The 21,312-nt window shown below is 42.7% G+C and carries 15 protein-coding genes and 3 rRNA genes; 4 read left to right on the plus strand and 14 right to left on the minus strand.

The window, feature by feature from the left end:
• Nucleotides 1-213 precede the first annotated feature (213 nt).
• Nucleotides 214-1,395 carry a multidrug effflux MFS transporter gene (locus tag LEUCM_RS00955; protein WP_025016429.1) on the plus strand — a complete coding sequence of 394 codons (1,182 nt, stop codon included), beginning with the start codon at nucleotides 214-216 and terminating at the stop codon, nucleotides 1,393-1,395.
• 50 nt (nucleotides 1,396-1,445) lie between these two features.
• Here the strand turns inward: LEUCM_RS00955 and trxA are convergent, their stop codons facing one another.
• From trxA to LEUCM_RS00990, 7 genes are all read right to left on the minus strand, one after another.
• Nucleotides 1,446-1,781, minus strand: coding sequence for a thioredoxin (gene trxA, locus LEUCM_RS00960; RefSeq protein WP_011374017.1), 336 nt, complete (start codon nucleotides 1,779-1,781; stop codon nucleotides 1,446-1,448).
• A 70-nt stretch (nucleotides 1,782-1,851) separates the two neighbouring features.
• Nucleotides 1,852-1,968 (minus strand): 5S ribosomal RNA (gene rrf, locus LEUCM_RS00965).
• Between the two features lie 91 nt (nucleotides 1,969-2,059).
• Nucleotides 2,060-4,978, minus strand: a 23S ribosomal RNA gene (locus tag LEUCM_RS00970).
• A 226-nt stretch (nucleotides 4,979-5,204) separates the two neighbouring features.
• A 16S ribosomal RNA gene (locus tag LEUCM_RS00975) occupies nucleotides 5,205-6,778 on the minus strand.
• The 16S, 23S and 5S rRNA genes sit together here, the layout of an rRNA operon.
• Before the next feature lie 516 nt (nucleotides 6,779-7,294).
• On the minus strand, nucleotides 7,295-8,902 hold the full coding sequence (locus LEUCM_RS00980) for a bifunctional aspartate transaminase/aspartate 4-decarboxylase (protein ID WP_016264593.1): 1,608 nt from the start codon (nucleotides 8,900-8,902) through the stop codon (nucleotides 7,295-7,297).
• A 93-nt stretch (nucleotides 8,903-8,995) separates the two neighbouring features.
• On the minus strand, nucleotides 8,996-10,540 hold the full coding sequence (locus LEUCM_RS00985) for an ABC-F family ATP-binding cassette domain-containing protein (protein ID WP_025016192.1): 1,545 nt from the start codon (nucleotides 10,538-10,540) through the stop codon (nucleotides 8,996-8,998).
• Between the two features lie 315 nt (nucleotides 10,541-10,855).
• Complete coding sequence (locus LEUCM_RS00990) at nucleotides 10,856-11,206, minus strand: hypothetical protein (RefSeq protein WP_011374013.1); 351 nt, start codon at nucleotides 11,204-11,206, stop codon at nucleotides 10,856-10,858.
• Nucleotides 11,207-11,504: 298 nt separating this feature from the next.
• On the opposite strand from LEUCM_RS00990, the gene LEUCM_RS00995 reads away from it, so the two are divergent.
• Nucleotides 11,505-12,614, plus strand: coding sequence for an SLC13 family permease (locus LEUCM_RS00995; protein ID WP_011374012.1), 1,110 nt, complete (start codon nucleotides 11,505-11,507; stop codon nucleotides 12,612-12,614).
• A 48-nt stretch (nucleotides 12,615-12,662) separates the two neighbouring features.
• Here the strand turns inward: LEUCM_RS00995 and LEUCM_RS01000 are convergent, their stop codons facing one another.
• The 4 genes from LEUCM_RS01000 to gnd all read right to left on the minus strand — a co-directional run bounded on the left by LEUCM_RS01000 (nucleotide 12,663) and on the right by gnd (nucleotide 17,914).
• A complete protein-coding gene (locus LEUCM_RS01000; RefSeq protein ID WP_025016193.1) occupies nucleotides 12,663-13,841 on the minus strand; it encodes a GNAT family N-acetyltransferase in 1,179 nt (392 codons plus the stop codon).
• A 136-nt stretch (nucleotides 13,842-13,977) separates the two neighbouring features.
• Nucleotides 13,978-15,330 carry a gluconate:H+ symporter gene (locus LEUCM_RS01005; protein ID WP_016264591.1) on the minus strand — a complete coding sequence of 451 codons (1,353 nt, stop codon included), beginning with the start codon at nucleotides 15,328-15,330 and terminating at the stop codon, nucleotides 13,978-13,980.
• A 90-nt stretch (nucleotides 15,331-15,420) separates the two neighbouring features.
• A complete protein-coding gene (gntK, locus tag LEUCM_RS01010; RefSeq protein ID WP_025016194.1) occupies nucleotides 15,421-16,977 on the minus strand; it encodes a gluconokinase in 1,557 nt (518 codons plus the stop codon).
• A 37-nt stretch (nucleotides 16,978-17,014) separates the two neighbouring features.
• Nucleotides 17,015-17,914, minus strand: coding sequence for a phosphogluconate dehydrogenase (NAD(+)-dependent, decarboxylating) (gnd, locus tag LEUCM_RS01015; RefSeq protein WP_011374007.1), 900 nt, complete (start codon nucleotides 17,912-17,914; stop codon nucleotides 17,015-17,017).
• A 148-nt stretch (nucleotides 17,915-18,062) separates the two neighbouring features.
• Here gnd and LEUCM_RS01020 point away from each other — a divergent pair, with 148 nt between their 5' ends.
• Complete coding sequence (locus tag LEUCM_RS01020) at nucleotides 18,063-18,905, plus strand: MurR/RpiR family transcriptional regulator (protein WP_011374006.1); 843 nt, start codon at nucleotides 18,063-18,065, stop codon at nucleotides 18,903-18,905.
• 55 nt (nucleotides 18,906-18,960) lie between these two features.
• Here the strand turns inward: LEUCM_RS01020 and LEUCM_RS01025 are convergent, their stop codons facing one another.
• Complete coding sequence (locus tag LEUCM_RS01025) at nucleotides 18,961-19,314, minus strand: hypothetical protein (protein ID WP_011374005.1); 354 nt, start codon at nucleotides 19,312-19,314, stop codon at nucleotides 18,961-18,963.
• Nucleotides 19,311-19,907, minus strand: coding sequence for a DUF4767 domain-containing protein (locus tag LEUCM_RS01030; protein ID WP_025016195.1), 597 nt, complete (start codon nucleotides 19,905-19,907; stop codon nucleotides 19,311-19,313). The genes LEUCM_RS01025 and LEUCM_RS01030 overlap by 4 nt, the downstream gene beginning before the upstream one ends.
• 203 nt (nucleotides 19,908-20,110) lie before the next feature.
• On the opposite strand from LEUCM_RS01030, the gene LEUCM_RS01035 reads away from it, so the two are divergent.
• Entirely contained in the window at nucleotides 20,111-20,422 is a 312-nt protein-coding gene (locus tag LEUCM_RS01035) for a helix-turn-helix domain-containing protein (protein ID WP_011374003.1), read from the plus strand.
• 50 nt (nucleotides 20,423-20,472) lie between these two features.
• On the opposite strand, the gene LEUCM_RS01040 is transcribed toward LEUCM_RS01035, so the two are convergent.
• Nucleotides 20,473-21,243, minus strand: coding sequence for a (S)-acetoin forming diacetyl reductase (locus LEUCM_RS01040; RefSeq protein WP_016264587.1), 771 nt, complete (start codon nucleotides 21,241-21,243; stop codon nucleotides 20,473-20,475).
• Between the last annotated feature and the right edge of the window lie 69 nt (nucleotides 21,244-21,312).

Below are 21,312 nucleotides of genomic sequence, written 5' to 3' on the forward strand. Positions count from 1 at the left end.
TTTCTCAATATCTCCATCATAACTTGTTTAAACTTAAATAGAAACAACAAATCTGATTAAAAATTGCTCATAGAGCCCCTCATTCTTCCCCATCTATGTTAATCTAGTAGGGAAGCAACATTTATAGCACCTATTCGAATACGTACTGCGAGAGCTACGTTTATGACGGGCTATTTTTTTGGACTTTTTTCCAGCTTATCTAGGAGGGTTTTCATGCATTATTCAAAATCAAGGATCATCTGGCTATCCGTTCTACTCGGCTCTTTGAGCGCTTATGGTCCATTATTAGTCGATATGTATTTACCGGCATTTCCAATTATGGAGTCTGATTTTCACACTTCCGCTTCCATGATTCAGATCAGTTTAACAATGTGTTTAGCCGGTTTGGCAATTGGTCCCATTTTCATGGGGGCCTGGAGTGATCGCGTCGGTCGCAAAAAGCCGTTGGTGATTGGGACATCACTGGCTATTATCGCTTGTTTTCTATCACTTGTTACACATAATATCTGGTTATTCTTTTTACTTAGATTTATCCAAGGACTTGCAAGTTCTGCTGGCCAAGTTGTCACCCGGGCCGTTGCCAAGGATCTCTTTAACGGCAAACAACTAACTAAGTTTATCGCATTATTGATGGCCGTTAACGGGATTTTCCCAATTATTTCACCATTAATTGGTAGTCTACTATTACGGTATACTTCCTGGCAAGGTATCTTCGGTTTCATCGGTTGTACCGGCCTGCTCTTATTACTCGGTTTAATTTTCGGATTTAAAGAAACGCACAAGTTATCCCCAGCCGATCAAAAGGCAACCAGTACCCGACTCAATGTTCAAACAGTCTTTAAAGACCGTCCTTTTATCTGTTTCGTACTTATCCAAGGGCTCGTCTACGGTGCAATGTTCTGTTATATTTCTGGCTCTAGTTTTATGTTACAAAACGTCTTTTCACTTTCGAAGTCAACTTTTAGTCTCATCTACGGGATTAATGGCATTGGGATTATCCTAATGGCAGAATTATCAACCGTTTTGATTAACCGGTTCACCGAATTAGAACAACTAAAGTTAGGCCTTATCGGTGGGCTCATCGGTGGCTTCTGCATTTTAATCAGTGGCTTAGGCCCTAACAAACTTTGGTTGGCATTGATTGGTTTATTCCTAGTCGTTTCAACCCTTGGTCTTATCAATGCCGTTGTCACCTCATTAGCACTTCAACGACAGGGCAAGCAAGCCGGTATCGCTTCATCCGTTTTAGGATTAGGCATGTATGTCTTTGGTATTTTCTTATCACCACTTGTCGGTATCATGGGTAGTTACACTTACCTCCCATTAGCCGTTCTTATCTTACTCTGCGAATTTAGCGCATTATTACTTTATCGCTATGTCCGTCGTATTGTTTAAGCTTAACAAAATAAAAGGCGAGACGTCCATTTGGATGTCTCGCCTTTTATTTAGCCTTCATGATTAGATTCTGCTATCTTCTTATCTAAATACCGTTTTAATTTTTCTTTAGGGAAAGCACCAGTTACTTTTTCAGCTGCCTTACCTTTTTTAAAAATTAATAAGGTTGGTACGGATTGAATATCATATCGTTCTGCTAATTCAGGTTGATCTTCAACATCCACCATCCCGAGCTTAAATGCGTCATTAGAAGCTGCATGCAATTCTTGAATCATTGGTGTCATGATTTTACAAGGCATACACCAATCCGCCCAAAAGTCTAAAATAACTAACGGTTTTTCAGCAACAAAGGCCTCTATATTGTTAGCTGTAATTGTTTGAGTCATTATTTTTTCCTTTCTAATTAAAATATAACTAACAAAAAAGGCTGAACCTGAGGTTCAACCTTTTTAAATTGCGTGGCAACGTCCTATCCTCGCAGGTAGTTTCCCACCAACTACTATCGGCGCTAAGAAGCTTAACTACTGTGTTCGACATGGGAACAGGTGTATCCTTCTTGCTATCGCCACCACACTATTTTGTGTTTTCGCACTGAGAAGAACTTCGTTCTCTCAAAACTGCATAATAAGTAATATTTTCATTTCAAAAGCCAAACATTGCACCTTTGGTTAAGTCCTCGACCGATTAGTACTAGTCCGCTCCATACATCGCTGTACTTCCACTCCTAGCCTATCTACCTGATCATCTTTCAGGGGTCTTACTTCCATAAAGGAATGGGAAATCTCATCTCGAGGGGGGCTTCACACTTAGATGCTTTCAGCGTTTATCCCTGCCATACATAGCTACCCAGCGATGCGCCTGGCGGCACAACTGGTACACCAGAGGTATGTCCATCCCGGTCCTCTCGTACTAAGGACAGCTCCTCTCAAATTTCCTGCGCCCGCGACGGATAGGGACCGAACTGTCTCACGACGTTCTGAACCCAGCTCGCGTACCGCTTTAATGGGCGAACAGCCCAACCCTTGGGACCGACTACAGCCCCAGGATGCGATGAGCCGACATCGAGGTGCCAAACCTCCCCGTCGATGTGGACTCTTGGGGGAGATAAGCCTGTTATCCCCAGGGTAGCTTTTATCCGTTGAGCGATGGCCCTTCCATACGGAACCACCGGATCACTAAGTCCGACTTTCGTCCCTGCTCGATTTGTCAATCTCACAGTCAAGCTCTCTTATACCTTTACACTCTACGAATGATTTCCAACCATTCTGAGAGAACCTTTGAGCGCCTCCGTTACACTTTAGGAGGCGACCGCCCCAGTCAAACTGCCCACCTGACACTGTCTCCCGCCACGCTAAGTGGCGCGGGTTAGAGTGGTCATACAGTTAGGGTAGTATCCCACCAACGCCTCAATCGAAACTAGCGTTCCGATTTCTACGGCTCCTACCTATCCTGTACAAACTGTACAAACACTCAATATCAAGCTACAGTAAAGCTCCATGGGGTCTTTCCGTCCTGTCGCGGGTAACCCGCATCTTCACGGGTATTATAATTTCACCGAGTCTCTCGTTGAGACAGTGCCCAAATCATTACGCCTTTCGTGCGGGTCGGAACTTACCCGACAAGGAATTTCGCTACCTTAGGACCGTTATAGTTACGGCCGCCGTTTACTGGGGCTTCAATTCTGGGCTTCGCTTGCGCTAACTCATCCTCTTAACCTTCCAGCACCGGGCAGGCGTCAGCCCCTATACGTCATCTTACGATTTTGCAGAGACCTGTGTTTTTGATAAACAGTTGTTTGGGCCTATTCACTGCGGCTGACCTGACGGTCAGCACCCCTTCTCCCGAAGTTACGGGGTCATTTTGCCGAGTTCCTTAACGAGAGTTCACTCGCTCACCTTAGGATATTCTCCTCGACCACCTGTGTCGGTTTACGGTACGGGTAGTTTATTTCTCACTAGAAGCTTTTCTTGGCAGTGTAACATCAGGAACTTCGCTACTTAATTTCGCTCCCCATCACAACTTGTCCTTAAAGAATCAAGCATTTCACTCAACTCAAGACTTATTGCTTGGACACACATTTCCAGTCGTGTGCATTCCTTAGCTTCCTGCGTCCCTCCATCATTCAAACAAAATAAACTAGTACAGGAATATCAACCTGTTATCCATCGACTACGCCTCTCGGCCTCGCCTTAGGTCCCGACTAACCCTGGGAGGACGAGCCTTCCCCAGGAAACCTTAGTCATACGGTGGATCAGATTCTCACTGATCTTTCGCTACTCATGCCGGCATTCTCACTTCTAAGCGCTCCACTAGTCCTTACGATCTAGCTTCATCGCCCTTAGAACGCTCTCCTACCGCGGACACTTACGTGTCCACCCACAGTTTCGGTATTATGTTTAGCCCCGGTACATTTTCGGCGCAGCGGCACTCGACTAGTGAGCTATTACGCACTCTTTAAATGGTGGCTGCTTCTGAGCCAACATCCTAGTTGTCTGTGCACCGCCACATCCTTTTCCACTTAACATAAATTTTGGGACCTTAACTGGTGATCTGGGCTGTTTCCCTTTCGACTACGGATCTTATCACTCGCAGTCTGACTCCCGGAACTAAATCAATGGTATTCGGAGTTTATCTGAATTCAGTAACCCATGACGGGCCCCTAGTCCAAACAGTGCTCTACCTCCATGATCCAATATTCCGAGGCTAGCCCTAAAGCTATTTCGGAGAGAACCAGCTATCTCCAAGTTCGATTGGAATTTCACCGCTACCCACACCTCATCCCCGCCATTTTCAACTGACGTGGGTTCGGTCCTCCAGTGTGTTTTACCACACCTTCAACCTGGACATGGGTAGGTCACTTGGTTTCGGGTCTACATCTATATACTCACTCGCCCATTTCAGACTCGCTTTCGCTACGGCTCCAGCTTTTCACTTTAACCTCGCATATAAACGTAACTCGCCGGTTCATTCTACAAAAGGCACGCCATCACTCATTAACGAGCTTTGACTAATTGTAGGCACATGGTTTCAGGATCTATTTCACTCCCCTTCCGGGGTGCTTTTCACCTTTCCCTCACGGTACTGGTTCACTATCGGTCACTAGGGAGTATTTAGCCTTGGGAGATGGTCCTCCCGGATTCCGACGGAATTTCACGTGTTCCGCCGTACTCAGGATCCAGAACGGAGGTTAAGTTGTTTAATCTACGTGGTTATCACACTCTTTGACTCAGCTTCCCAGCTGATTCGATTACAACTTAACTTGGTAACTCCAAAGTTCTGTCCTACAACCCCAAGAAGCAAGCTTCTTGGTTTGGGCTCTTCCCCGTTCGCTCGCCGCTACTTAGGGAATCGATTTTTCTTTCTCTTCCTGAAGGTACTTAGATGTTTCAGTTCCCCTCGTCTACCTTCATTAAGCTATGTATTCACTTAATGATAATACTCGATTAAAAGTATTGGGTTCCCCCATTCGGAAATCTCCGGATCAAAGCTTACTTACAGCTCCCCGAAGCATATCGGTGTTAGTACCGTCCTTCATCGGCTCCTAGTGCCAAGGCATCCACCATGCGCCCTTTATAACTTAACCTATCTTTACCTACGGTAAAGGGTTATTATTTGAGTTTAGCGATATGAACTAATTCATATTTCTATTATTAAAAAACTCTTTAAAACGCAATGTTTTTCTCGGCTTTTAAAACTAATATATTACTTATTATCCAGTTTTCAAAGAACAAAGTTTGAGAGTAGATCTCTCAAAACTAAACAAAGTTTTGATTTCGCAAATGTACAAGGTTTTCCGTATTATTCCTTAGAAAGGAGGTGATCCAGCCGCAGGTTCTCCTACGGCTACCTTGTTACGACTTCACCCTAATCATCTGTCCCACCTTAGACGGCTGGCTCCCCGAAGGGTTACCTCACCGGCTTTGGGTGTTACAAACTCTCATGGTGTGACGGGCGGTGTGTACAAGGCCCGGGAACGTATTCACCGCGGCATGCTGATCCGCGATTACTAGCGATTCCGGCTTCATGTAGGCGAGTTGCAGCCTACAATCCGAACTGAGAATGGTTTTAAGAGATTAGCTAAACCTCGCGGTCTCGCAACTCGTTGTACCATCCATTGTAGCACGTGTGTAGCCCAGGTCATAAGGGGCATGATGATTTGACGTCGTCCCCACCTTCCTCCGGTTTGTCACCGGCAGTCTCACTAGAGTGCCCAACTAAATGCTGGCAACTAGTAATAAGGGTTGCGCTCGTTGCGGGACTTAACCCAACATCTCACGACACGAGCTGACGACAACCATGCACCACCTGTCACTTTGTCCCCGAAGGGAAAGCTCTATCTCTAGAGTGGTCAAAGGATGTCAAGACCTGGTAAGGTTCTTCGCGTTGCTTCGAATTAAACCACATGCTCCACCGCTTGTGCGGGCCCCCGTCAATTCCTTTGAGTTTCAACCTTGCGGTCGTACTCCCCAGGCGGAGTGCTTAATGCGTTAGCTGCGGCACTGAAGGGCGGAAACCCTCCAACACCTAGCGCTCATCGTTTACGGCATGGACTACCAGGGTATCTAATCCTGTTTGCTACCCATGCTTTCGAGCCTCAGCGTCAGTTACAGACCAGACAGCCGCCTTCGCCACTGGTGTTCTTCCATATATCTACGCATTTCACCGCTACACATGGAGTTCCACTGTCCTCTTCTGCACTCAAGTTTCCCAGTTTCCGATGCACTTCTTCGGTTGAGCCGAAGGCTTTCACATCAGACTTAAGAAACCGCCTGCGCTCGCTTTACGCCCAATAAATCCGGACAACGCTTGCCACCTACGTATTACCGCGGCTGCTGGCACGTAGTTAGCCGTGGCTTTCTGGTTGGATACCGTCACTACCTGATCAGTTACTATCAGATACATTCTTCTCCAACAACAGAGTTTTACGATCCGAAAACCTTCTTCACTCACGCGGCGTTGCTCCATCAGACTTTCGTCCATTGTGGAAGATTCCCTACTGCTGCCTCCCGTAGGAGTCTGGGCCGTGTCTCAGTCCCAGTGTGGCCGATTACCCTCTCAGGTCGGCTATGCATCACGGTCTTGGTGAGCCTTTACCTCACCAACTAACTAATGCACCGCGGGTCCATCCTAAAGTGATAGCCGAAACCATCTTTCAACCCTACACCATGCGGTGTTAGGTTTTATGCGGTATTAGCATCTGTTTCCAAATGTTATCCCCCACTTTAGGGCAGGTTACCCACGTGTTACTCACCCGTCCGCCACTCACTCAAATGTTTATCAATCAGGAGCAAGCTCCTTCAATCTAAACGAGAGTGCGTTCGACTTGCATGTATTAGACACGCCGCCAGCGTTCGTCCTGAGCCAGGATCAAACTCTCGATTAAAAGTTTGTAGCTCTTGTTTTGTTACTTAATTTATTTGCTAGCGAAATTGACTTCGCAAATATGTTGTGCCCCGAAGGGCGACCCTACACATTTGGTTTATCAAAACTTTGTTCAGTTTTCAAAGATCTACTGCGTTGAAACAGCTTCTTAATTATATCATGTAATCAATCATCTGTCAAACACTTTTAAAAATTATTTATTACTTAGAAGTTATAGCTCCGTAAGCAACATATAATATGTTATCACGATTAGAATTAAATAACAAGTGTTTTTCAAAAACATTTTAATTATTTATTTCCTTACTCATTACTGAGCTGCTCGCTTTTGACAACTTTTATATCTTATCAACTTAATACGGCTAGGTCAAGCACTTATTACTAAAAAATTGATTAAATGATTAATTTATTCCTATAAGCATTAAATCCAACTAATACCTTCTATATAAAATTCTACTAAGTGGGACACAAAAAGGGCGTTAGAACAACTTATCGTTGTTCTAACGCCCTTCATTACACCTTATTGTGCTTTAGATTGCAAGTATTCAGTATAGTAGCTTGCCAGTAAGTCAGAAATCCGACCGCCGACTGTTTCATAGTCCTTATCTGGACGGTTAGCAAGTGAGATTCTTAAATACCCCGCCTTGGTTCCCATCCCAGCACCATCCATTACAACAACCCCATATTCCGCTGCGAGTCGCCATTCAAATGCTAAATGATTACAGTTTTGTTCCAAGTAAGCTCTGAAATCTTTAGAGTATTTCGACTCTGCTAACTTATAGATACTAAAAACAGTGTAGTATTCCGCATTTTCTTCGGTTGTCTTAACGACTAACCCAAGCGATTCCCAAAAGGCCTTATATCGATGACTTACAATTTCCTTAGATGCTGTCACATACGGATCTTCTCTGCCTTCGTAAATCAGGTTCGTCAAACTAAAAAGCGCCATTGTGATCTGTTGTGGTGTTGATAAGCCAGCTGCATGGTATAACCCGATGTTTCGACTATCCGCTACCGTTCGATCGATAAAACTCATTTCATGTGGCTTATTTGTGACGTACGAATACCGTTTCCGGAAAGCTTCTCTAATAACAGGATCTTCTGCTGTCATTTCTTCAATCAACTTATCGAAAATGTTATCGTCGTGCATTGCGATTAAACCAATCCGTTGACCGGTTGCCCCGTATAATTTAGAGAATGAGTACACTAACAATGTATTATGTGGCACAACTGAATAGATGGTTTTAAAATCATCGACAAACGTCCCATAAACATCATCCGTAATAATCACGAGGTTCGGATTGGCTTCAACAACTTCCTTCAACTTATCTAGCGCATGGTCACTAAAAGCTCTAGAGGTTGGGTTGGTTGGGTTCACCACGAAAAAGGCTTTAACATTTGGATCCTTCAACTCTTCAAATTTATGATCGACCAATTGCCAGTCATCAGATTCATCAGAACTAACGTTAAACTCTTGTAGTTTAAATTCATTTAGTTCTGGAATCTGCAAGTACGGTGTAAAGATTGGCGTATTAATCGCAATCGTATCACCCGCCTCTAAAATATGGCTGACCTTTAGTTCATTAAAAAGATAGACCATCGCAGCTGTCCCACCTTCAGTTGGAAAGACCTTTGTCTTGTCTGATAGATGTTCACCGCGATAGAGATTTACTTCTAGATACCGATTTAAAATCTTTTCAACATTCACTAAGCTGCGTGATGGTTCTGGATAATGGTTGCCAATAACGCCATCGACCCATTCAAAGACAAGTTCATCTTGATTGATATGCATGACGTCTCGGGTATAAGCCAAAGCCTGCTTCAAAAAAGCATCCACCGGATTATCACCATCTAAGAACTGATTGAAGCATTCCGCGATACCTGTTTGATCGGTGTAGCCAGCAAGATTGCCATCGTCTAAGTTAATTGTTTGTAAGGATTCTTTCATCCCAAATTCAACAATCCGATTAAAGGCAAATCTTGCTTGTGTATTAATCCAATTCGGATTGCCGCGCCCGACATTAATCGCCCGTAAACCGCGACTGTTTGTCAGTGCATATTTATAAAAGAGTGCTGCGACTTCAAAGTTCGACATCTGGGTTAATTTTGTTACATCAATTTTATCCATATGACCTCCGCCAATATTAGTTAAGTTAGTCATTTATCCCCATAAGCTTAACACTTGTCTGTTATAGATACAGTATATATTAAAAATAAATCATCAAGATTTAATCAAGGACTCAACATCTAACACTTTATCGATCCAATCGCCTTGGTAAAAGTCCTCTTCATGGGTCACTAGCAAGACGCCACCCTCAAATTCTTGGATGGCTTTGCGCAATGCGTTCTTCGTATCATCGTCTAAATGGTTCGTTGGTTCATCTAATAGAAGGAAGTTACTTGAGGTTAGGAGCAATTCGGCAATTTTAACCTTTGATTGCTCGCCACCGCTGAGTTGTTTCAACGGCTTCATCGCTTCTTCAGCAGTTAGTCCTGTCCGGGATAATACTTGGCGAAGTTCCTTTTGCTTTTGTTCTGGATATTCGCCCTGTAAATATTGGAGTGGGGTTGCCATATTGTTAGGCCACTTTAAGTCCTGCTTGAAGTAACCAAACTTCACCGTGCTAGCAATTTCAAAATCACCGCTAATTGCTGGAATTTCTTTAATGATGGTTTTAATCAATGTCGACTTACCAATCCCATTAAACCCTTTGAGCACCACTTTTTGATCCCGACCAATTGAGAAGTTTAAGGCTGGCAATAACGCATTTTCGTAACCAATCTCTAGATCATTGGTCGTCAATAGAATCTGACTGGCTGTTACGTGGTATGGGAAACGGAAGTTAGCCTTCACGCGATTACTTGGGGGTGTCAAAATATCCATATGAGCTAATTGCTTTTCACGACTCTTGGCAATTGTTGACCGTGAACCAGCTTTATACTTACGGATATAAGCCTTTGTCTTTTCAATTTTCTTTTGTTGATTCTCATAAGCCTTCATATAGCTAGCTTGGTTATCGGCTTTTTGGCGGAAAGCCTGTTGGAGCGTTCCGGTATATTTGGTAATCTTCCCAAATTCGATGTCGGCAATACAGGTTGTTACCCGTTCCAAGAAATCATAATCATGGGAGATTGTAATGAAGGCCCCTTCGAAGTTATTCAAATAATCACTGAGCCAATCGATATGATTGGTATCCAAATAATTGGTTGGTTCATCCAATAACAACATATCCGGTTCTTCTAATAGTAACTTCGCTAAAATAATCTTCGACCGCTGACCCCCACTAAGTTGTGAAACGTCATGGTCCATCCCTAGCGCATCAATCCCTAAACCAGTCGCAACTTGCATAACCCGCGTATCAATTTCATAGAAGTTTTTAGCTTCAAGAAGTTCTTGAATTGCCCCCGCTTTTTCGAGTAGTTGGTCATCTAAACTCGTTGCGTAGTCGGCGTAGTATTGACTCATTCGTTCTTCCTGAGCATACAAATCCGCAAAGGCCGTTTTTAAGAATTCAAAAATGGATAGGCCTGGCGCTAATTTGGCATATTGATCCAAATAACCAATCTTAATGTTCTTTTGCCAGGTTACTTTACCCTCATCTGGTAAAATAGCGCCTGTTAAAATATTAATCAAGGTACTTTTACCGACCCCATTTTGGCCAGTAATCCCCATGTGTTCGCCTTTATTGACTTGGAACCCGGCATCATCATAAAGTTGTTTGTCTAAAAATTGTTGACTTAGTCCTTCGACTTTTAAAATACTCATTGTCTCTTCCTACTTTCTTTCCAATAAAAAAACAGGGATAGCATATAGCTACCCCTGTCGCGATTACAATCACTGACTTTATCGACCGCCATCTATAAAAGACACCACAAAATAAGCAACCTAAAAGTCGCACATTATCGTGAGCATTCTTCTATAGATGACTTTTAATCAATATTAGGCTCTACACGCTGTGTCATCTGCAAATGTGTAGAGCAAAGCTTCATAATTAATGGTCGTTCGATTGTCATTGTTCTCGACACCTTTTCAATAAGTTAGGTTAATGTTAACACAGTTCTAATGCGGAAGCAAAACCGCTCAGCCTACCCGATCGCGTAGCTTAGCCAATAATTCCGCACGTTTCCGCCGTGGAATAATCAATCGTAAATCACCACGAATAATAGGATAGTCCTTGGCATTCCCGTGCATCAATTCAGCTAAATCCTTGCTGTCCAAACCTTGATTGATAACCTCAATTTTAATCATTTCGGCTAAATAGGTACTATAAAAAGTGTTATAGCCTAGATAGAGTCCAATAATGACACTCGCTAAAATTGAAAGCCACAAACTAACGTGTAAAATACTGTACAAAATTAACATGCCACAGATGATTGAAATCACTGCAGCGACAATTCCTAATATGACTGTATGTCTTGGGGCATCTTTCATGTGCGCCACCTTCTTCTTAAATAATCAATAATAATCCTAATATAGCGGAGTTGCGCTCAAGAAGCAATCAAAAATTAACCGCTTCCTTCTATTACTATTATACTGAATTACGCAGCACTTTAGCAGTTAAATGACTTAAAAATTGCTTAAATAGTCATCCGCCTTTAGTAAAATGGGATTCTAGCTATTGTAAAAATTATGTATATATTGTAAATTTTTCTGTTTTTATCGCCAAAAACAGTCTAGAATTGGAATAGTGCTTTTTTAATCTTAATATAAAGAGGATAACTTAAACGATATGAAAAACATTGCTTTGAACATCCGAGATTTTTTCTTAGATGACAAATTACTTCTCGCCGCAACGATTGCAGCTATTGTCACCTCATTTTTCAATCGCCCCCATCTTAGTTACGTTAATTTTCACGTGATCGTCAGTGTCTTTTGTATTATGACACTCGTCCAAGTTTATCAACGACTACATGTGCTCGATTACTTCGCACGGGAACTGATTATTAAGAGTCATTCCAAACGTGCTTTAATGCAGATGCTCTTGGCATTGACCTTTGTTGGGGCAATGTTTCTAACCAATGATATGACGGTCTTAACTTTTGTACCGTTGTTCATCCTAATTGCGCGGCAACTTGATTTTTCACCGATTTTACCTGTCACGTTAATCACGATTTCGGCTAATCTCGGTTCATCCCTCACACCATTTGGGAGCCCGCACAATATTTTCCTCGTATCGTTCTACCATATGACGATTCGCCATTTCTTTGAATATTCAATCCCGGTCTTAATTGTTAGTATCATTATGTTGACCGCCACAACGTTTCTTTTTCCAAAGGAACCCATCAAACTCCATGGTCTCCATCCAGTTGAAGTTGAAAAAGGGCCTTTATGGTATTTCGTCCCCCTCACAGTGGTTGTTTTCTTAGCAGTCTTCTCATTGATTCCATTATGGGTCACACCTATCTTGGTCATCATTGCGATTTTAGTATTTGATCCGAAGCTTTTCAAAACAGTCGATTATGGTTTATTGTTAACTTTCTTCTGCTTCTTCATCGCAGTTGGTAACTTAAGCCACATCCCAACAATCGCCACTTTCATGCGTTCACTTGTTGGTACTGCTAAACAAACCTATCTTACAGGCCTCATTAGTTGTCAATTAATCGCTAATGTCCCAACTGAAATTTTACTATCAAGCTTCACCAACCACAGTCACGCAATGTTCTTAGCCATCAACATCGGTGGGGTCGGCACAATGTTCGCCTCACTTGCTAACTTAATTGCTTACAAACGTTTCAAAAAAGGCTGGGGTAAAGATATTGGTAAATTCTTAGTCGTCTTTACTGGTATGAACTTCTTGTTCTTAATCATCTTAGGAACATTTGGCTACTTCTTAATCTAATCACAAAGAGCACCAAGACCTAATGTCTTGGTGCTCTTTTTATTTGTGTTAAAAATAGTCCCACAACATCGGTTGCGTCTGATTGAAGGCCGCGCTTAATTGAGCAATTTTGACCGCATCACCACTGACCTGACCGTAATGCGCTTGCGATGCCAGTGTGCGGTAACCCATCATTGCCTTGGTGAGCTGCTGAATGGTTACTGTGATATCCGCCGTTTGGCTCGCCAATTTCGTTACCGTCGGTTGGCCCGCGTGTAAACTCAATTGCCAAACACCACTATTCTCGGGTAAAAAGTCATCACTAACAGCAATCTTCACTGCCTCAAGGTCCGCTACTTCATACGGATAACGTGCTAAGAAATCAGCCAACGACACAATCCGCGCCATCATATAAGGTACCGTTGTTGTTTCAACAATTGTCGGATCCGGTAATAAATCACCCAAGTTAGTTGTTAAACCACTCTCATAGCGAATGGTTTGATAGGCCGATTGGTGTTTGAAAATAAACTTAACAAGTTGTTCCTGACTGGCAACCGTTGATGTCAATAACTCTTGAATCTCTAGAGTTGTCGCCTGACGGCTATAAATCACATAGCCTGCTACTTGTTGGTCGCCGTCAGTATAAACGGCTACTTCCCAATCAGTATGCTTCAAACAATTATACTGCCACCACCACGCGGCCCGTTGGATACCGCCGACCTGGTTATGCGGATGTTGCTGTTGGAAGGCACTGATCAACGGCACGGCTGCGCTTAACGATAACCGTTCAACGTACCCCTGATCTGGCGCAAATTTAAGACGTGGCAAGTTCGCCGTTTTAATCTGATAACAGGTTTGCTCGAAAGCTTGTTCATAACCAAAACGACGATAAAAAGGATACGAAAAAGGTGCTAAATAAGATAGTGTAACCCCATCTGCTTGCATCCGTTCAAAGGCTAAGTGCATTAAATCAGAGATGCCACCTTGGCCCGAAAATTCTGGGTAACTGGCAACATAACCAATGCCACTCATCTTAAATGTTTGCCCTTTGAAATTAACATCAAACGGCGTCGCTAATAAACTACTCTTCAAATGACCCTGATCAAAAACACCAAAACCGACACTGTTCTGATACAGTTTTTGGAAGAATAACCGCCGTTGCTCACTATCCGGTTTATTAAAGGCGTATTGGGTGAGGTCATAAAATGCTGGTTCATCGGTTGCCGAGAGTACTCTCTTTTCAATCATGCAATAACCCTCCTGAATTTACTTCTCTTTAACTATAGGGGAGCGTGCCACTCGTTGCAAGCGCTACCGCTTAATCATTAAAAAAAGAGTTCCGACAAAATAAATTTTGCCGCAACTCTTTTGAATAATAACTTTTTTAGACAACTAAACTCAATAGTAATACGCCAACTAAACCGACAATTGAAATTAATGTTTCTAGGACGGTCCAAGTTGCCAATGTTTCCTTAACGCTTAAGTCGAAGTATTCCTTAAACATCCAGAAACCAGCATCGTTAACGTGTGATGCTGCTAAACTACCAGCACCGATTGAAAGCACCATCAAAGCAGGGTTCACGCCTGCTGATTGCATCAATGGTAAGACTAAACCAGCTGCTGTCAATGACGCAACGGTTGCTGAACCAAGCGCAATCCGCAAGACAACGGCGATTAACCAACCTAAGACAAGTGGTGATAAGCTCGCATGCGCGAATAATGTTGTCACGCTATCGCCAACACCGCCATCGATTAAGATTTGTTTGAAGGCCCCGCCCCCACCAATTACTAAGAGTAACATGGCGATTGATTTGACCGCTTCTTCAATTGTTTTCATGATTGCTGGTGTCTTAATACGACGACCCCAGCCCATTGTGTACATTGCTAATAACAATGAAATGGTCATCGCAATCGCTGGTGTCCCGATAAAACCAATGATTGAATCTAATAACGTTGGATTCTTTGGTAGCGAACCACCGTTGAATAACATTTGGTAAACCGTTGTGATCGCCATTAAAATTACTGGGAATAATGAAGTCACAACACTAATACCGAAACTTGGCGTCTCTTCTAATTTAAAAGTTTTCTGAGGACCAAGTGCCGTCAAGTTTCCTTGGCGTGCAAAGGCGTCTGGAATCATTTTACGTGCCACTTTGGTAAAGAGTGGCCCTGCAATAATCACAGATGGAATCGCAATGATGACACCGTACAATAAAACGTGTCCCGCATTAGCTCCTAAAGCAGATGTAATGGCTGTTGGTGCTGGATGTGGTGGTAAGAAACCATGAGTCACAGATAAAGCGGCAGCCATTGGAATCCCCAAGTATAAAATCGGTACGCTCGCTTCAACGGCAATCGCAAAGACGATTGGGACTAATAGGACCATCCCAACTTCGAAGAATAAGGCAATCCCGATAATAAATGACGCCAACATAATCGCGATTTGGAGTCGTTTCTTACCAAATTTATCAATCAATGTGTGGGCGATTCTAAACGCCCCACCAGCATCAGCAACGAGCCGGCCCATCATGGCACCAAACCCAAAGACGATTGATAATTCGCCTAATTGTCCGCCAATCCCATTTTGAACGCTAGTTGCAATTTTAGTCAGCGGCATCCCTAAACCGACACCCACGACCATTGCTGTTAACACTAACGAAACAAACGTGTTCAGTTTGAACTTAATAATGAGTAGTAATAATAACATGATGCCTAAAAATAAGACTAAGAGTTCCATAACCATTCCCACTTTCTATTTTGTTTGCGTTTACATTAAATTAACAAATTAAACGCTCAATCCCACTTTTGGTGATTGAACGTTTAATCTTTAATCCTTAGTTGCTTCTTTAACTTGCATATGTCTGCGTTGGAAATCAGCAATTGCACTGTATTCTGGACTCAATTCCCGAGTGAGGCGAATCCAAATTGGAATTAGTTCGCGGTAAACGTCGAAGTTTTCTGCTTTTGGTTCGTGAACATTTGTCACACCAATCATGTCTTTAACAGCTGAGAGATCATCCACTAAACCTAATGAATACATCCCTAAAACTGCGGCGCCTAAACATGAACTTTCAAAACTTTCTGGAATCGTCACATCTTGTTCGAAGATATCAGCTAACATTTGACGCCATAATTCTGAACGGGCAAAACCACCGGTTGCTTGAATACTCTTAGGTTTACCAGCAACGCCTTCGATCATTAACATCACCATGTAGAGATTGTAAACAATCCCTTCTAGTGCTGCACGTACCATGTGGGCCCGTGTATGTTGACGTGTTAAGCCAAAGAATGAACCACGTGCATCAGAATCCCAAATTGGTGCTCGTTCGCCGCCCAAGTATGGGTGGAATAACAACCCGTCTGAACCGGCTGGAATCTTTTCAGCAATTTGCGTCAAAAGATCATAGGTTGATACTTGCATCTGTTCAGCCGTTAATTTTTCAGGTGCAAAGAGTTGGTCACGAACCCAACGGAAGACGATTCCACCGTTGTTAACAGGTCCACCGACAACCCACTTGTCCTTGGTTAAAGCGTAACAGAATAATCGACCATTTGGATCAACGACTGGTTTATCAACCACCACTCGAACTGCACCACTGGTCCCAATTGTCACTGCCAAAACGCCAGGATCGATTGCATTAACCCCTAAGTTAGATAGAACGCCATCACTCGCACCAAAGATAAATGGGACATCACTACTGATACCCGTTTCTTGACTGTAAGTTGTATCTAAACCTGTAATTTGTGCAGTTGGTTCAACTAATTCTGGTAATTGGTCGCGGGTAATCCCGGCTACTTCAAGAGCTTGTTGATCCCAATCTAAATTGAAGATATTGAACAAGCCAGTTGCTGAAGCGATTGAATATTCCATCTTGTAAGTATGGAATAATTTTTGGAAAACATATGTTTTAATATCAATGAATTGTGCTGCTTGTTTGAAGAGGTCTGGTTGTTCATGACGCAACCAAATGATTTTTGATAATGGTGCCATCGGGTGGATAGGCGTTCCGGTATGTTGATAAATCTCGTGCCCTAATCCATTGGCCTTTAATTCGTTACTATATTTAGCAGCGCGGTTATCCGCCCAAGTAATCGCCCGTGTCAACGGTTGATGGTTACGATCCATCAAAATTAAACTATGCATTGCAGCTGAGAAACTAACACCTTGTAATTCGCCAGCTTGTACATGTCCTTTGCGCATTACTTTTCCCAGTACTTCCACAACAGCTTCGAAGATTTCATCTGGATCTTCTTCCGCCATATCAGGTACATTTTGGTATAGTGGATAGCCAACGTTAGCATAGGCCTTCACATTCCCTTTTAGATCATATAGGACAGCTTTCGTACTTGTTGTTCCAATATCGGCACCAATCATATATTTCATCATTAATTACCTCGTTTGTTTGTTGTTTAAAACCGAATTATTTCTTATCGACAGCGTGGCCACCAAATTCGTTTCTTAAAGCGGCAACAACTTTGCCTGTAAAGGTATCATCTTCAAGTGAGCGATAACGCATCATCAATGATAACCCAATTACTGGCGTTGGTACTTGTAATTTCAAGGCTTCATCCAATGTCCATTGACCTTCACCTGAAGAATGCATAACACCTTTTAAGGATTCTAATTCTGGATCTTTAGAAAAGGCTGATTGTGCTAATTCCATTAGCCAACCGCGAATGACTGAACCGTTACTCCAAACCTTGGCAACTGCTTCGTTGTCATATTCGAAACGGCCATGTTCTAAGACATCAAAACCTTCTGCGATTGATTGCATCATCCCGTATTCAATCCCATTATGGACCATCTTCAAGTAATGACCACTCCCAGCTTTACCTGTGTACAGGTAGCCATCTTCTTGGGCGATTGATTTAAAGATGGGTTCGATTGTCTTGAAGGCTTCAGGGCTATCGCCACCGATCATAAAGTTCCCATTAGCGTTGGCACCACTCATCCCGCCTGAAGTGCCAGCGTCGAAGAAATGAATCCCTTGTTCTTTTAAAAGTGCATTATGGCGTTCTGAATCTTCAAAGAATGAATTACCACCGTCAATCACCATATCTCCGGCATTCATTTTTTCGCTTAATGTTTGAATCGTGGCATCTGTTGGTTTACCAGCTGGTAACATGACCCACACAATTCGAGGACTCGTTAATTGTGCTAAAACATCGTCTAAATCCGTTGCCGCTGTGGCACCTAAGTTAACGGCTTCTTCAACCGCTGCTTGATTTAAATCAAAAGCCACAACTTCGTGACCGTTCCGTCGTAAGTTGGCTACTAAGTTGATACCCATTTTGCCTAAACCGACCATTGCTAATTTCATTTTTAAGTCCCCTATCTGCTTATCCTTTTATCTTACAAACTCATTATATGTAAATTTTTTTCACAATGCAAGCGTTTTATAGAAAATTATTTTCGTATTTTTATTTTTATGCTATACTAGGGCTAATCATTACTAGGGGGTCCCGACAATGGCGCAAGCAATCGATTCATTATTACGATCTTATTATGATAATTTTAGCGAAAAATATAAGCAAATCGCTGACTACATCTTCCAAGAATCACAATTCAATCAGCGTTTAACGATTCAAGAATTTGCCGCCAACTGTGGGGTCTCCACCGCGACAATTTCACGTTTCGCTAAAATATTGGGCTTCGATAATTTTCAAGCCTTCAAGATGGCACTCCTGGCCAAAGAAGCCAACACCTCACCACTTTTTCATGAAATCAATGCAAACGATACTTTTACAACGATGGCCGAAAAAATCTTCAGTTCTAACAGCAACGCGCTAAAAGCTACTTGGTCGCTATTAACTGAAGAACAACTTCAAAAAGCGGTCGCCTTAATCAACCGCGCCCATCTGCTTAGTTTATTTGGTTTGGGGGCTTCCGGGATTGTGGCCCAAGATGGTTACCACAAATTCCTCAGAACCAGCATCCCCACAGTCTTCAACCAAGATTATCATCTACAACTCATGCAAGCGACAAAACTAACTAATCAAGATTGCGCGATTATCATTTCACACAGTGGTCAAAATAAGGACGCTTTAGAACTCGCCCGCATTCTAAAAGAGCGCCAAGTCCCACTGATTGTCATCACCAGTTTCGGTAATTCAAGTCTTGCCAAGCTCGGCGATATCACCTTACTTTCAATTTCAGAAGAAACTAATTATCGGGCCGAAGCGCTGCATGCTTTAATCGCCCAAATCAGTCTTATCGATAGCCTCTTCATGATGGTGGCCGTCAATAATGGTCAAGAAACAGAACAAAGCTTTAAGGAAATCAGAGCCGAAATCGATCGAACCCGACAATAAAACGAGAACTATCAAAAAGAGGTACCGACAAGAAATTGTCGGTACCTCTTCTTTTTTAGCGATCAACCGTGATATTTTGGGAAATGGGTGCCGTCTCACCGGCTTGGCCATCTCTAAGAGAACCATTTTGAACGGTGATGTTAACCTTGTTCCCCGGTTTAGGAGTTAGCTTAATAATATCGATACCTTGTGCGCCAGCGTATTGCTTTAGAACAATACCGCCACCTGCTAAGCTTGTTTTATTCCCCGCAGGTTCTCCTTGTTCTTCTCTGTATTGGATGTTTTGCGCGGCCACTATCGCTTGTGCTTCGGCTGCCGAAATAGGACTCACCGCACTAGTCGTCGGTTGACTCGTATTTGCCTGTCCACTGCCTTGCCCACTAACAATATTGGCAAAGCCCGTCTTCAAATCCGTATTAGCAGTGACGCTGAAATGGAGCCGGTTATCTGGTGTCCCCTTATCAAGACCACTGGTTGCCCATTATGGAACGTAAATAAGTATAAGTGACCCCCAACTGTCCCGCCATCGACATCGCAATAGATTGCAACAACGTTATAGTCCGCACTACCGGTACCATCAGTACTCCAAGCCGCCGTCACTGGCGTATCGTCGACCGCTAAATCGGTCTGGGCTAACTTACTAGGAAAATGAATACCAGCATAATCAGTATCCCGTGTTAAATCGTAAGATTGATACGTTTGGCCCATCGTCGTTCCCCAACCACTCATAAAGGTTGCCAAGGCTTGTTTCTTGCTACTATCCCACAACGCCTTTGCTTGTTTGGTCTGCGACTGTGATTGTGCTTGCTGTTTTGTCCGCGACACACTCGAAGTCGTTTCTTTACGGACTTGCTTTTGACTGCTGGTTACTGATGTCACTTTTTTAGAATGGCTGGTACTAGTACTAGTTGATTTGGTTGTTTGTTCACCTTTAGCTGAACAAGCGCCCAATAAGCTAACCACCGCAACCGTTAAGATAAGACTGTAACTCTTTTTCATCATTAATATCCCCCAATATCATTTTTAACCACCAGTTCTTAAAATTGACAGTCCCCTGCTTAAAATCTGATAATTAATAGTTGTATTATACCGTTAACGAATCATTATTGCTACTTTTTTTACAAAAAGATAGCTTTTACGCTCTTTTAACAATTTAAAGAAACCTCTATCGTTAAAGTTAGATAATCATGATAGGAGCTTACCGAATGCTAGATACAATTAGTCAGATGATTCGCGAACACCGTAAGCAGCTAGGGCTAACCATTGAAGAACTGGCCGAGAAATCTGGCAGTTCTTACAGCTTTATTTCTCGGATTGAACGCGGTGAAGTTGATAACTTAAAAATTAAGAAACTCAACGATATTGCCGAAGCATTGGGGATTGAGCTAATTGACTTTTTTGGCGATCCAGCACTATCAGGTGCTCAAACCTTAAAGTTGGTGCATTACCTAACGCAACTCCCTGAAGATAAGCGTGAAGAAGTATCGGCTGCACTTTTAAAAATCATTCAACTCTAACCTAAAAAGGGCACGTACAAGTTAGCTTGTACGTGCCCTTTTTAATATTTTTAATTGAAAACCATGCCGCCATCGATAATTAAAGCTTGACCAGTCATATAATTAGAATCTGGTCCAGCCAAATAAGCAACACAGGCTGCCACATCTTCTGGTTCTGATAAGCGACCTAAAGTGATGTCTTTGGCAAATTGTTGCATGCCCCATTCATCATCTTTGCCCGCATTTTGACCAACTTTATGTGCGATATCCATCATCATTGGTGTTTTAACGATCCCTGGACAATAAGCATTAACCGTAATCCCTTGATCAGCTAAATCACGGGCTGCAGTTTGTGTAATCCCCCGAATCGCAAATTTAGTGCCACCATATAAAGCAAGTTCTGGATTACCGACTTGCCCAGCTTGTGATGAAGCATTGATGATTTTGCCACCATGACCAAGGTCTCTGAAGGCTTTAACGGCTGCTTGAATGCCCCAGTAAACACTACCAACATTAATCGCATATACTTTTTCAAATTGTTTTGGTGTAATGGTTTCGATTGGGGTTGTTGGGCCGACACCTGCGTTATTCACAACAACATCTAACCCACCCAGTTCAGCAACCGTTGTTTCAACTGCTGCAAATACTTGATCACGATCAGAAACGTCAACCTTAACTGCGATAGCCCGGCCCGTTTCGTTAATTTCAGCTGCAACTGCTTGGGCACCTTCTAAATTGAAATCAGCGATGGCAACTGCAAAACCGTCATTTGAAAGACGGTGCGCGATGGCTTTACCAATTCCTTGTGCTGCACCTGTAATAAACGCTACTTTTTTTGTCATAATCAGTACCTCCTAATTGTATAAGTTAATTATACAATTAAAACGGTTACATTGATAGCGCTAACCATT

The sequence above is a fragment of the Latilactobacillus sakei subsp. sakei DSM 20017 = JCM 1157 genome, assembly GCF_002370355.1.
In the GTDB taxonomy this organism is placed as follows: domain Bacteria; phylum Bacillota; class Bacilli; order Lactobacillales; family Lactobacillaceae; genus Latilactobacillus; species Latilactobacillus sakei.